Origin of the sequence: Herbidospora solisilvae (assembly GCF_009901565.1) — a bacterium.
Taxonomy (GTDB): domain Bacteria; phylum Actinomycetota; class Actinomycetes; order Streptosporangiales; family Streptosporangiaceae; genus Herbidospora; species Herbidospora solisilvae.
This window is the reverse complement of the sequence record NZ_WXEW01000007.1, coordinates 104,228-116,897: the sequence shown is the minus strand read 5'-3', so window position 1 is coordinate 116,897 and position 12,670 is coordinate 104,228. Positions and strand designations below refer to the sequence as shown.

10 protein-coding genes are annotated in these 12,670 nt (G+C 69.6%); 4 read left to right on the top strand and 6 right to left on the bottom strand.

Annotated features, from left to right (window positions below):
- Nucleotides 1–41 precede the first annotated feature (41 nt).
- Together GT755_RS38680 and serA are read right to left on the bottom strand one after the other, a co-directional pair.
- A complete protein-coding gene (locus GT755_RS38680) occupies nucleotides 42–191 on the bottom strand; it encodes a hypothetical protein (RefSeq protein ID WP_202610445.1) in 150 nt (49 codons plus the stop codon).
- A gap of 186 nt (nucleotides 192–377) precedes the next feature.
- Nucleotides 378–1,967 carry a phosphoglycerate dehydrogenase gene (gene serA, locus GT755_RS23650; protein WP_161481844.1) on the bottom strand — a complete coding sequence of 530 codons (1,590 nt, stop codon included), beginning with the start codon at nucleotides 1,965–1,967 and terminating at the stop codon, nucleotides 378–380.
- A gap of 318 nt (nucleotides 1,968–2,285) precedes the next feature.
- Between serA and GT755_RS23645 the strand changes: the two genes are divergently transcribed.
- The 4 genes from GT755_RS23645 to GT755_RS23630 all read left to right on the top strand — a co-directional run bounded on the left by GT755_RS23645 (nucleotide 2,286) and on the right by GT755_RS23630 (nucleotide 6,160).
- On the top strand, nucleotides 2,286–3,170 hold the full coding sequence (locus tag GT755_RS23645) for a hypothetical protein (RefSeq protein WP_161481843.1): 885 nt from the start codon (nucleotides 2,286–2,288) through the stop codon (nucleotides 3,168–3,170).
- A 45-nt stretch (nucleotides 3,171–3,215) separates the two neighbouring features.
- Nucleotides 3,216–4,541 carry an MFS transporter gene (locus tag GT755_RS23640; RefSeq protein WP_161481842.1) on the top strand — a complete coding sequence of 442 codons (1,326 nt, stop codon included), beginning with the start codon at nucleotides 3,216–3,218 and terminating at the stop codon, nucleotides 4,539–4,541.
- A 162-nt stretch (nucleotides 4,542–4,703) separates the two neighbouring features.
- Nucleotides 4,704–5,573 (top strand): CAP domain-containing protein, encoded by an 870-nt coding sequence (locus tag GT755_RS23635; RefSeq protein ID WP_161481841.1) that lies wholly within the window; start codon nucleotides 4,704–4,706, stop codon nucleotides 5,571–5,573.
- A gap of 50 nt (nucleotides 5,574–5,623) precedes the next feature.
- Entirely contained in the window at nucleotides 5,624–6,160 is a 537-nt protein-coding gene (locus tag GT755_RS23630; protein ID WP_161481840.1) for a DUF1707 and FHA domain-containing protein, read from the top strand.
- Between the two features lie 270 nt (nucleotides 6,161–6,430).
- On the opposite strand, the gene ilvC is transcribed toward GT755_RS23630, so the two are convergent.
- From ilvC to GT755_RS23610, 4 genes are all read right to left on the bottom strand, one after another.
- Nucleotides 6,431–7,420 (bottom strand): ketol-acid reductoisomerase, encoded by a 990-nt coding sequence (gene ilvC / locus GT755_RS23625; protein WP_161482200.1) that lies wholly within the window; start codon nucleotides 7,418–7,420, stop codon nucleotides 6,431–6,433.
- Nucleotides 7,421–7,452: 32 nt separating this feature from the next.
- Nucleotides 7,453–7,977 carry an acetolactate synthase small subunit gene (ilvN, locus tag GT755_RS23620; protein ID WP_030456565.1) on the bottom strand — a complete coding sequence of 175 codons (525 nt, stop codon included), beginning with the start codon at nucleotides 7,975–7,977 and terminating at the stop codon, nucleotides 7,453–7,455.
- Nucleotides 7,977–9,767 (bottom strand): acetolactate synthase large subunit, encoded by a 1,791-nt coding sequence (locus tag GT755_RS23615; protein ID WP_161481839.1) that lies wholly within the window; start codon nucleotides 9,765–9,767, stop codon nucleotides 7,977–7,979. The genes ilvN and GT755_RS23615 overlap by 1 nt, the downstream gene beginning before the upstream one ends.
- Nucleotides 9,768–9,940: 173 nt before the next feature.
- Complete coding sequence (locus GT755_RS23610) at nucleotides 9,941–12,598, bottom strand: putative bifunctional diguanylate cyclase/phosphodiesterase (protein ID WP_328794476.1); 2,658 nt, start codon at nucleotides 12,596–12,598, stop codon at nucleotides 9,941–9,943.
- Nucleotides 12,599–12,670 lie beyond the last annotated feature (72 nt).

Genomic DNA, 12,670 nt, shown 5'->3' with positions numbered 1-12,670 from the left:
CTCGGAGATCGAACAACGATCTCACCATACGGAATGTCGCGTCAGCGCTCGGGCGAGCCGCCGTTGTCGCGCCGGTCGAGGGCCGTCTGCAGGGCCTCGGCGACCTCGTCGTCGGTGTCTTCGGGACGGTTCCACGGATACATGTCGTACATGAGGGTCTCCAGCTCTGAAAGAGAAAGGGAGGTCGGCACGCCACGACTCCGCGGCGGGTCGCCGGCCTGCTGGATCAGACCCCGCCGCGGCAGGTAATTACGAGAACCCGACGCATCCCTGTCACAGTACCCCAGCCGTCTCGTAGGACGACCTACCATCTCATCCCATGAGACGGCAAAGGCCGCGCCCGTTCTGGGAACGGGCGCGGCCTCCGGGTTGGACGATCAGCCTTCCAGGTCGACGACCCGGCCGCTGTCGGCGCCGATCTCGCTGGCGATCTGCTCGACCACGTCGGCCGGGGCCGCCGAGTCGAGGGTCAGCGCGATCAGGGCCTTGCCGCCCTTGGCGCCACGGGCGACCTGCATGGAGGCGATGTTGACGCTCTGCTCGCCGAGCAGGCGGCCGACGATGCCGACGATGCCGGGACGGTCGGTGTAGGTGAAGAACGCCAGGTGGTCGGTCGGCTCGATCTCCATCGTGAAGCCGTTGACCTCGACGATCTTGGTGATCTGGCGCGGGCCCGAGAGCGTGCCCGAGACCGAGACGGTGCGGCCGTCGGCCAGCACGCCGCGGACGGTGATCACGTTGCGCCAGTCGGGGCTGTCGGGGCTGGTGACCAGCTCGACGACGGTGCCCCGGTCCTGGGCCAGCAGCGGCGCGTTCACGTAGGTGACGCCGTTCTCCACGACGTCGGTGAAGACGCCCTTGAGGGCGGCCAGCTCCAGCACCCGCACGTCCTGCGAGGCGATCTCGCCCCGGACCTCGACGACCAGGCGGGTGGCGACCTCGCCCGCGAGGGCGGTGAAGACCCGGCCGAGCCGCTCGGTCAGCGGCAGGCCCGGCTTGACCTCTTCGGCCACCGCGCCGCCCTGGACGTTCACCGCGTCGGGCACGAACTCGCCGCCGAGGGCGAGCTTCACGCTGCGGGCCACCTGGGTGCCGGCCTTCTCCTGGGCCTCATGGGTGGAGGCGCCGAGGTGGGGCGTGACGACGACCTGGTCGAGCTCGAACAGCGGGCTGTCGGTGACGGGCTCCTTGGGGAACACGTCGATGCCGGCGCCGGCGACCCGGCCCTCCTTGATGGCGGAGTAGAGGGCGTTCTCGTCGATGATGCCGCCGCGCGCGACGTTGATCAGGCGGACGTTCGGCTTGACCATGTGGAGCTCGCGCTCCCCGATCAGGCCGATGGTCTCCTTGGACTTCGGCAGGTGGACGGTGATGAAGTCGGCCTTGGCCAGCACCTCGTCGAGCGAGACGAGCTGGACGCCCATGGCCGCCGCGCGGGCCGCCGGGAGGTAGGGGTCGTACGCGATCAGTTCCACCCCGAACGGCGCGAGGCGCTGCGCGACGAGCTGGCCGATCTTGCCGAGGCCGAGGATGCCGACGACCTTCTCGTCGAGCTCGACGCCGGTGTACTTGGACCGCTTCCACTCGCCGCCCTTGAGGGCGGTGTGGGCCTGGGCGACGTTGCGGGCCGAGGCGAGGATCAGCGCGACGGTGTGCTCGGCGGCGCTGGTGATGTTCGAGGTGGGCGCGTTGACGACCATGATGCCGGCCTTGGTGGCCGCCTCGACGTCGACGTTGTCGAGGCCGACGCCCGCGCGGGCCACCACACGGAGCTTGGGCGCGTGGGCCACGGCCTCGGCGTCGACCTGGGTGGCGCTGCGCACGATCAGAGCGTCGACGTCGGAGAGAGCCGGAAGGAACGCGGACCTGTCGGCTCCGTCGACCTGACGGACCTCGAAGTCCGCTCCGAGGACGGCGAGACCGGCCTGGGAGAGCTCCTCTGCGACCAGTACGACGGGCTTGTTCACTGGATGATTTCCTTCGAACGTGACGACTCTAAGGGCAGATTCACGAGCGCGAGGCACGGTCGACCTCCGGCCGCCCGCATCTCACTTCATCGGTCGCCGACGAGTCTATCCGCGCCTTTCGGAGAGCCTTCGGAGGATCCGGCATACGAGACGGCTGTTACCCAGGGGAGTCGTGAGAATCCCTCACGTAAACGGCAGATTTGGTGGCATACCCCGCTTGGACCGCGCCAATCCCCCCAGCCGCCAAGTTGGTATTGATCGCACCTAATCTTGGCGATTAGCCTGCTAAATCGTGGTTCGGTACCTATGGTTCAGCATATGAGCATCGGGAATCCCGCTCTCGGCGAAGTGCTCGCCCAGCACGGCAGTCCGCACCAACTTCTCGCCGCTTTGGCGGATTGGGGCATCCTGGTCGCCGTCCGGCCCGATCGTTCCGTGGTGCTCGGCACCACGCAGAGTGGCGAACGGGTGCTGCTCGGCTACACCGGTCCGGCGACCTACGCGCGCCACCGGGGCAGCCACTCGTTGTCGGTCTGCGACGCCGACACCATCCTGGACATCCAGCGGGTGACCGGGGTCCGCGAGATCGTCATCGACGCCGCCGGGCCCGCCGCCGCGGCCGTGCCGATCGACGACCTCCAGCGGCACCTCCGCCAGACCCGCAGCGGACCGCATCCCGTGTTGTCGGGCGCCACGCCGAACGCCTACGCGACCGGCAGCATGGACCGCATCCCCAAGCCGCCGGTCCGCACCGCGGCCCCGATGCCGCTGGGCGCGCCGGTCCCGCCGGTGCAGCAGCACGCCCCCGCCGCGCCCGCGCCCTGGATCCCGCAGCCGCGCCAGCATCTGTCGGGCGCGATGCAGGTGGTCGACCCCGGATACCAGCGCACGAACCACCCGATACTGCCCGCCCTGCGGGTGGCCATCGCCGAGCTGCTGCGCGACATCCCGGTCGTCCACCACGTGTGGATCTCGGCCGCGCGGACCGTCTCGGGTTCGCAGGGGATCATGCTGCATGTGAAGGTGCACACCGCCAACGCCGAGGACATCGTCCGCGACCTCCATCGCGGGGTGCGCGCCCGGCTGCCGCAACTGGCCGCCAGCGAGGCTCCGGTGCTGATGGCGCGGGTGGCCGACGCGCACACCGAACGGCGCATGATCGAACTGGGTGCGCACGTCGTCTGTGCCGACGTAACGGACTGATCGATTCCCTATCCGATTTACCGTGATTGGGCTTGAATTGCGGCCATGGTCACGGTCCCCACCCGAGTGCGCCTCGGCTATGCCGTCGGCTCCTTCTGCACGGCGAACTTCACCACGATCCCCGGCCTGCTGCTGCTCATCTACATGACCAACGTGCTGGCCGTCGATCCGCTGCTGGCCGGTGTCGTGGTGTTCCTGCCGAAGGCCTGGGACCTGATCGCCAACACGCTCGTCGGCCAGTGGTCCGACCGGACCGTGTCGCGGTGGGGCCCCCGGCGGCCGTGGCTGCTCGGCGGGGCGGCGATCCTGCCGGTCGCGTTCGTGGTGATGTTCATCGGCCCGCCGCTCACCGGCGTCCCGGCCGCGCTCTTCGTCGGGGCCGCCTTCCTGATCGCGGCCAGCGGGTACGCCCTCTACGAGGTCCCCTACAAGGCGATGCCCGCCGAGATGACCCACGACTACCACGAGCGCACGTCGCTGCTGCAGTGGCGCATGATCTTCATCGCCATCGGCATCGGCATGAGCGGCATCCTGGCGCCGATCCTGGCGGGCGACACCGTCGAGGGCTACCGGCTCATGGGCGTGGTCTTCGGCGTGATCCTGCTGCTCGCGATGCTGGCCTCGTTCTTCGGCACCGCGGGCGCGCCCTACACCGGCCAGGCGGAGCCGGAGGCCAGCCTGAAGGCCCAGCTCAAAGCGGCCCGCACCTCCAGGCCGTTCATGTGGCTGCTCGGCCTGAGCAGCGCGCAGACCCTCGGCGCGTACGTCATGCTGGCCGGCGCCCCCTACTTCGCGGCGTACACGGTCGGCAGCACCGGCGCGACGACGACGCTGTTCGCGGCGCTGGTCGGGCCGATGCTCGTGACGATGCCGCTGTGGGTGTGGCTGGCCAAGAAGCTCGACAAGCGCGGCGCCATGATCCTGTCCGGGGTGCTCTTCATGAGCGGGGCGGTCGCGGCCGTGGCCACCCCTCTCTTCGGGCCGGTGTACGCCCACGCGGTGATCGTCGTGGTCGGCGTCGGGTACGCCGGCCTCCAGCTCCTGCAGTTCTCGATGCTGGCGGACGTGATCGCGTACGACGGCATGGTGAGCGGGAAGCGGCGCGGCGGCGTGTTCACCGGCCTGTGGACGGCGGTGGAGAGCGCGGTGGCCGCCTTCGGCGCGACCATCTACGGCGCGACCCTGGCCATCGGCGGCTTCCGCGAGTCGGACCCGGCCAACCCGGTCGTCCAGCCCGAGAGCGCCGAGTTCGCGGTGCTCATCGGCATCACGGTGGTGCCCGCGGTCATCATCCTCCTGGGGGTCCTGATGACCTTCAAATACGACCTCACCAGTGCCAAGATGTCTCAGGTTTCACAGGATGTGACCTAAATCACAGAGGCATCGATTGGAACGTGGCCATCAGGGATTCCGTAACAGGATGATCTCAGCCAGGTCACCGAATATGACGGTTTTCCTCGCACGACGGCTCCGACCAGGCCATACTTCGGTTCCATTCCAGAGCTTCGGAACCCCACCCCTGGAAGGAAGTTCATGAAGACTTCACTCCGCGCGCTCCTCTGCGCCGGTGTGCTGCTGGCCGCCACTCTCCCGGCGGTCGGTTCTGCCTCGGCGGCGAGCGCGCAGGCGGAGGCCGCGCGCTGCCGCATCGTCGCCTCGAAACCAGCCGTGAACCAGCTCGGCCAGCTCACCGCCGTCGGCTCCCGCACCGGCCGCTGCTTCGGCAAGACCAGGGTCCGGGTGCGCATCAAGCAGTCGGTCGCCGGCCCGGACACCACGCTCAAGAGCGGCTCCAAGGTCGTCCGCACCGCGAAGCTGCGAGTCCGCGCGAACTGCGTCCCCGGCGTCTACTACACCCAGGTGACCGGCCGCTTCGGCCAGGTCGTCAACTCGCGCCGGGTGAACATCACCTCGTGCACCCCGGCCCCCGCGCCGTCCCCCTCGCCGTCGGCCTCGCCCAGCGCGTCGCCGAGCGCCTCGCCCAGCGCCACCCCGTCGGCCACCCCCAGTGGTTCCACCGTCGGCACGGCGGTCGAGAACGAGGTCGTGCGGCTCACCAACGCCGAGCGCGCCAAGGGCGGCTGCGGTCCCCTGACGCACGACGCCAAGCTCCGCACCGCCGCGTTCAACCACTCGGCGGACATGTCGGCGAAGAACTACTTCAGCCACGACTCGGCCGACGGCCGCTCGTTCGGCGACCGCCTCAAGCAGGCCGGGTTCAGCTTCCGCGCCGCCGGCGAGAACATCGCCAAGGGCTACCAGACGGCCGCCCAGGTCGTTCAGGGCTGGATGAACAGCCCCGGCCACAAGGCGAACATCATGAATTGCACCTACACGCACATCGGCGTGGGTCACGTGGCCGCGGGTGGGCCATACTGGACCCAAGACTTCGCGAAGCCCTGACGTTAGGGGCTATCTGGACACCGGCCTGACGGAAAGCGGATACTCCAGACATGAGCTCCGAGCCACACGTGCGCGCCTCTGACGAGGACCGCGAGCGTGCGCTCAACGAGCTACGTGAACGGGCGGCCGAAGGCCACCTTTCCATGGAGACGTTCGTCGGCAGGGTCGACCAGGCCCTGCGCGCCCGCAGCGCCGCAGAGCTCGAACAACTCGTCGCCGACCTGCCCCAGCGGGGCAGGTTCCGGCGGCGGGCCACCGACCTCGTCGGCTCGGTGTCCGACTTCAGCACCCGTCTCCGGGCGGCCTGGCGCCGCCCCAAGCTCCCCCGCCTCGCATTGCCGGCCGACACGCGGATCCGGTACGTCGTGGGGCGCGGCTCAGCCTGCGACCTGGTGCTGGCCGACCTGACCGTCTCGCGGATCCACGCGGAACTGCGACGAGAAGAAGACCACTGGCTGCTGGTCGACCTGGGCTCACTGAACGGCACCCGCCTGAACGGGTGGCGCCTGGTGGGCCCGGCCCGAGTCCGCAACGGTGACGAGATCAGCTTCGGCGACTGCGCCTTCCTGGTGTCGGTCCCCCTTTGATCGCGACAAGGCCCGGCTCCCCCTGATCAAGGGAGCCGGGCCTCATCTTTTCGCCATGCCTTCGCCTGGCCGGTCACACGACCTCCTTCGACCATGGCCAACGACAAAACCCGGCCCCTTGGTGAAAGGGACCGGGTTCAGTCGTCAGGCCCGTTCGGCCGCGCCGGTGTCTGGACTGAGGAACGCAGGAGAGCGAAGCGAACCGTAGTGACGAAGGAAGACACCGGCTGAAAGCGGCCGAACCGCGCGTGCGGAGCACGCGCAGTCAAACTACGCCTGGTTCTGGAGCCAGCTCATCATCGGGCGGAGCTTGGCGCCGGTCTTCTCGATCGGGTGCTCGGCCAGTTCGTCGCGGTACTGCTGGAAGCGCTTCTGGCCGCCGTCGAACTCGGCCACGAGCTCGCGGGCGAACTCGCCCGACTGGACCTCGTCGAGGATGCGGCGCATCTCCTTCTTGGTCTCGTCGTTGATGAGGCGCGGGCCGCGGCTGTAGCCGCCGTACTCGGCGGTGTCGGAGACCGACCAGTACATCTTGTGGATGCCGCCCTCGTACATGAGGTCGACGATCAGCTTCATCTCGTGGAGGCACTCGAAGTAGGCGACCTCCGGCTGGTAGCCGGCCTCGATCAGGGTCTCGAAGCCCGCCTTGATGAGCTCGGACACGCCGCCGCAGAGCACGGCCTGCTCGCCGAACAGGTCGGTCTCGGTCTCCTCGGTGAAGGTGGTCTTGAGCGCGCCGGCGCGGGTGCCGCCGATGCCCTTCGCGTACGACAGCGCGAGCGGCCAGGCGTTGCCGGTGGCGTCCTTCTCGACGGCTACCAGGCAGGGCACGCCGCGGCCGGCCGCGTACTGGCGGCGGACCAGGTGGCCCGGGCCCTTCGGGGCGACCATGGCGACGTCCACGCCCGCGGGGGCCTCGATGAGGCCGTAACGGATGTTGAGGCCGTGGCCGAAGAACAGGGCGTCGCCCTCGACCAGGTTCGGCGCGACGTGCTCGGCGTAGAGGTGGCGCTGGATGTGGTCGGGCGCGAGGATCATGGTCAGGTCGGCCTCTTCGACCGCTTCGGACGGGCTGAGCACCCGCAGGCCGTCGGCCTCGACCTTCTCCCGGCTCTTGGAGCCCTCGGGGAGTCCGACGCGGACGTCGACGCCGGAGTCGCGCAGGCTCAGGGCGTGCGCGTGGCCCTGGCTGCCGTAGCCCAGGACGGCGACGTGGCGGCCCTGGATGATCGACAGGTCGGCGTCGTTGTCGTAGTAGATCTCAGTCACTTCGATAAACCTTTCAGGGTTTCTTAAGCGGTCCGGTCCAGGGCCCGGAGCGAGCGGTCGGTGATCGACCGGGCACCGCGGCCGATGGCCACCATGCCCGACTGCACGAGTTCCTTGATGCCGAACGGCTCAAGGACGCGCACGAACGCCTCCAGCTTGTCGACCGTACCGGTGACCTCGATGGTGACCGCGTCGGGGGCGACGTCGACGCAGCGGGCCCGGAACAGGTTGACCAGTTCCAGGACGTGGCTGCGCGAGTCGGCGTCGGCCCGCACCTTGATCAGCATGAGTTCGCGCTGCACCGACTGGGCGGTGTCGAGCTCGACGATCTTGAGGACGTTCACCAGCTTGTTGAGCTGCTTGGTGACCTGCTCCAGCGGCAGGTCCTCGACGTTCACGACGATCGTCATGCGGGAGACGTCGGCGTGTTCCGTCGGACCGACCGCGAGCGAGTCGATGTTGAATCCGCGGCGGCTGAACAGGGCCGAGACCCGGGCGAGCACGCCAGGCTTGTTCTCGACCAGAACGGACAGGGTGTGCCTGCTCATCAGTCTTCGTGCTCCCACTTCGGCGCCATGTCACGGGCGTACTTGATGTCGTCGTTGCTGGTGCCGGCGGCGACCATCGGCCAGACCATGGCGTCCTGGTGCACCACGAAGTCGATCACGACGGGCATGTCGGTGATCTCCATCGCCTTGCGGATGGTGTCGTCGACGTCCTCCGGCCGCTCGCAGCGCAGGCCGACGCAGCCGTAGGCCTCGGCCAGCTTGACGAAGTCAGGGATGCGGCGGGCCGACTGGAGGTCGGTGTTGCTGTAGCGCTCCTCGTAGAAGAGCGTCTGCCACTGGCGCACCATGCCGAGGTTGCCGTTGTTGATGACCGCGACCTTGATCGGGACGCCTTCGAGCGCGCAGGTCGCGAGCTCCTGGTTGGTCATCTGGAAGCAGCCGTCGCCGTCGATGGCCCACACGTCCTTGTCGGGACGGCCCATCTTGGCGCCCATCGCGGCCGGGACGGCGAAGCCCATCGTGCCCGCGCCGCCGGAGTTGATGAACGAGCCCGGCTTCTCGTAGCCGATGAACTGCGAGGCCCACATCTGGTGCTGGCCGACGCCCGCCGTGTAGATCGCGTCGGGCCCGACCAGGGCGCCGATGCGCTCCATGATGTACTGCGGCGCGAGCGAGCCGTCCTCGTAGGTCTCGTAGCCGAGGGCGTAGGTCTCGCGGTAGGCGTCGAGGTGGCGCCACCATTCGGTGTAGTCGCCGCGCACGGAACCGGCCTTGATCGCCGCGACCAGGTCGGCGATGACCTCCTTGCAGTCACCGACGATCGGCACGTCGGCGTGGCGGTTCTTGGAGATCTCGGCCGGGTCGATGTCGGCGTGGACGACCTTCGCGTACGGGGCGAAGGTGTCGAGCCGGCCGGTGACCCGGTCGTCGAAGCGGGCGCCCAGCGCGATGATGAGATCACTGCGCTGGAGCGCGCCGACCGCCGCGACCGTGCCGTGCATGCCGGGCATTCCGAGGTGCTGCCGGTGGCTGTCGGGGAAGGTGCCCCGGGCCATCAGGGTCGTGATGACCGGGATGCCGGTCAGCTCGGCCAGTTCGAACAGCTCCGCCGACGCCTGCGCCTTGTGGACGCCTCCGCCGACGTACAGGACCGGGCGCTTGGCCTCGGCGATGAGCCGGGCCGCCTCCCTGATCTGCTTGGAATGCGGGCGGGTGACCGGGCGGTAGCCCGGAAGCTGCATCTGGACGGGCCAGGTGAACGTGGTGGTCGCCTGGAGCGCGTCCTTGGAGATGTCGACGAGGACCGGGCCGGGACGCCCGCTCGCCGCGATGTGGAAGGCCTCGACGATCGTGCGGGGGATGTCGGCGGCGTCGGTGACGAGGAAGTTGTGCTTGGTGATCGGCATCGTGATGCCGGAGATGTCGGCCTCCTGGAAGGCGTCGGTGCCGATGGCGGCCGACGCGACCTGGCCCGTGATCGCCACGATCGGCACCGAGTCCATGTAGGCGTCGGCGATCGGGGTCACCAGGTTGGTGGCGCCGGGACCCGAGGTCGCCATGCAGACACCGACCCGCCCGGTGGCCTGGGCATAGCCCTCGGCGGCGTGCCCGGCGCCCTGCTCGTGACGCACGAGCACGTGCCGGACCTTCTTGGAGTCGTAGAGGGGATCGTAGGCGGGGAGGATCGCACCGCCGGGGATCCCGAACACGGTGTCGACCCCGACCTGCTCCAGGGCCCGCACGAGGGCCTGAGCACCTGTCATCTGTTCGGTCATCGGCTCGTTCCTTGAGGCTGAGCTGGGCGTGTTCCGGCATAAAAAATGCCCCATCCGCTGAAGCGGGACTGGGGCGGCGCGCGCAGGACTTCGGACTTCGTCAGGCGCGCCTGCGAAGTACTACGAGGAGGATCCCACCGCGATGCATGGACCCACCTTGTCCGATGAAACGGGCAGTCGTCAAATCCTGTGGGACGCACGTCTCACGAAATGAGACGTCGGCCGTGTCAGGCCGAGGCCGTCAGGCTGGTGCGGATCAAAGAGCTCACGCCCTGGGCGGCCATCGGGCGGCCCACCAGGTAGCCCTGGCCCCGGCTGCAGCCCATCTCGCGCAGCAGGTCGAGCTGCTCGGGGCGCTCGATGCCCTCGGCCACCACGATCAGGCCGAGGTCGTGGCCCAGGCGCACGATCGTGCGGGTCAGGAGGCTGAGGGTCTCATCGCGGCCCAGGCCGCTGACGAAGGAGGGGTCGATCTTGATGATGTCGACCGGGAGCTGCCGGAGCAGGGCCAGGGAGGCGTAGCCCGTGCCGAAGTCGTCGATCGCCAGACGGACGCCGAGCGCGCGGAGGTCCGACAGTTTGCCGATGGTGTCTTCGGCGTCTTCGACCAGCATCTCCTCGATCACCTCGAGGGTGAGGGCGCTCGGGGGCAGGCCGCTGTCGGACAGGGCCTCCGACACCGTCTCGACGAAGCCGGCCGCCATGATCTGGCGCTTCGACAGGTTGACCGACAGGCCGATGTCCCAGTTGGCCGCGCGCCATTCGGCGACCTCGCGGCAGGCCTCGCGCAGGATCCACTCGCTCAGCGGCACGATCAGGCCGGTGTCCTCGGCGGTGCCGAGGAACTGCTCGGGCGGGGTGAACACGCCGCTCCCCCGGCACCAGCGCACCAGCGCCTCGACGGCGGTGACGCGCGAGGTGGCCAGGTCGACCACGGGCTGGTATTCGATCGCGAACTGCTGGTCGAGCAGGGCGCGCTGGAGGTCGGCGGCGGTTTCGAGGCGGCGTACGGCCTCGGCGTGCATGTGGGCCGCGAAGACCTCGACCCGGCGTCCGCCCAGGCCCTTGGCGCGGGCCATGGCCACGTCGGCGTTGCGGAGCAGGTCGGCGGCCGAGGTGTCGTCTTCGGTGAAGGCCACCCCGACCGACGCGGTCAACGCGATGTCGCGGTCGGCGACTCGGAACGGCTCCTGGGAGACCGCCCGGACCAGCCGTTCGGCCAGGTCGACGACCATCTGGGCGTCGACTCCGGCCTCCAGCAGCACGGCGAACTCGTCGCCGCCCCACCGGGCGAGCGTGTCGTCGGCCCGCAGGGCCTGGCGCAGCCGCCGGGCGGCCTGGCCGAGCAGGTAGTCGCCGCTGGCGTGGCCGACGGAGTCGTTGACGCCGGTGAAGCCGTCGAGGTCGAGGAAGATCACGGCGGTGCCGGCCGAGCGGGCGAGCACCTCGCGGGTGCGCTCCTCGAAGTAGGCCCGGTTGGGCAGCCCGGTCACGCCGTCGTGGAAGGTCAGGTGGGTGACCTGGTTGCGCAGCGCCACCTGGTCGGACACGTCGCGGGTGGTCACCAGGATCAGGTCTTCGCGGCGGACGTCGCGGGTCGCCACCGACTCGGTGGGCCGCCAGGTGCCGTCGGCGGCGCGGACCCGGCAGGCCAGCCGGCAGGTGCCGTAGCGCTCGATGTTGCCGTCGTCTTCGGCGAGCTGGCGCAGCAGCGCCTGGATGACGGGCACGTCCTCAGGGTGGACGTAGTCGACGATCGGCTGGCCGAGCAGGCTCGCGGGCGCGTAGCCGTAGGTGGTCTCGACGCCGTCGCTGATCTCCTGTACGACCCCTTCGAGGTCGACCATCAGCACGACGTCACCGGTGTTCTCGGCGAGCTGCCGGAGTTGCCGCTCGCTCACGACCATCTGCCGCCGCATGCCGTCGGCCGAGAGCATGACGATCAGCAACCGGGCCAGCAGCACGGCCACGGCCGACACCGTGACGACCGGCATGAGCACGTCGCCGGTGGCGCCGACGGCCTTCACGGCCACCACGACCACGGCCGCGAGCACGAGCGCGTAGGGGGTGACGGTGACCACGACGGGAGGCGTCGCGGCGTTGCGCTGATCCGAGGGCACCCGGCGGCGTCCGGCCTCCTCGATCCACGGAGCGACGGCCAGGGCGAGGAATCCCAGGGGGGCGACGAGCCCGGCGGGTATCACCGGGTCGACGCCGTTGAGGCGGGAGACGGCGGTGGCCAGTTCGGCCACGGTGACCGCGAACAGCACGCCGAGCCCGGCCAGCCCGACCGCCCGGTTGGCGGCCCGGGAGACCGCGACGAACGGGGCCGCCGCGCAGGTCGCCAGCAGGCACAGCAGGGGCAGCGCGAGGGTCGTGTAGAAGGCGCCCGGCTCCTCGGCCTTGGCGAACATCGGCGCGAGCAGCAGCGCCCAGGTGATGGCGAACAGGGAGGCGGCCGACAGGTAACCGTCGCTGATCTGGCGGAACAGGCCACGGCTCTGCGGCGGCGGCAGCGAGGTCAGCCAGCAGCCGATCATCAGCAGCAGCGCCCCGACCAGCAGCATCAGGTCGGCGAAGGTGAGCACGAAGGCGGTGCCCTCGGCCACCGGCCGCACCCCGATCCCGGCCAGCCAGGTCAGCGCGCCGCCGGCCAGCCAGCGCCAGCCCACGGCCTCGCGGCGGTCGCTCGTGTCACGCTCGCCCAAGATGATCCGGCCTGAGGCCACCACCAGCGAGACCGCCGCGAGCAGGCCCGTCACCAGGCCCGCCACCGCCGTCACCGCGGAGGCCGATCCCCCCGCTATCAGGGCAGCGGCGATGACCGCCGCGCCGAGCCCGGCAGCGGCGATGAGCGAGACCCTGGGGTCACGCGTGCCGTTCACGCTCGTCGCCCTTTACTTCCGGTCACATCGTCAGTTTGCGCGCCGGTGCCGCCCCTGATGGGGACATCGGCC

What these genes read in the sequence shown, in the direction of transcription:
- ilvN (WP_030456565.1), bottom strand. Translation starts at nt 7,977, where the DNA reads ATGAGCAGGCACACCCTGTCCGTTCTGGTCGAGAACAAGCCTGGCGTG.
- GT755_RS23645 (WP_161481843.1), top strand. Translation starts at nt 2,286, where the DNA reads ATGAGCATCGGGAATCCCGCTCTCGGCGAAGTGCTCGCCCAGCACGGC.
- GT755_RS23635 (WP_161481841.1), top strand. Translation starts at nt 4,704, where the DNA reads ATGAAGACTTCACTCCGCGCGCTCCTCTGCGCCGGTGTGCTGCTGGCC.
- GT755_RS23615 (WP_161481839.1), bottom strand. Translation starts at nt 9,767, where the DNA reads ATGGGGCATTTTTTATGCCGGAACACGCCCAGCTCAGCCTCAAGGAAC.
- GT755_RS23640 (WP_161481842.1), top strand. Translation starts at nt 3,216, where the DNA reads ATGGTCACGGTCCCCACCCGAGTGCGCCTCGGCTATGCCGTCGGCTCC.
- GT755_RS23630 (WP_161481840.1), top strand. Translation starts at nt 5,624, where the DNA reads ATGAGCTCCGAGCCACACGTGCGCGCCTCTGACGAGGACCGCGAGCGT.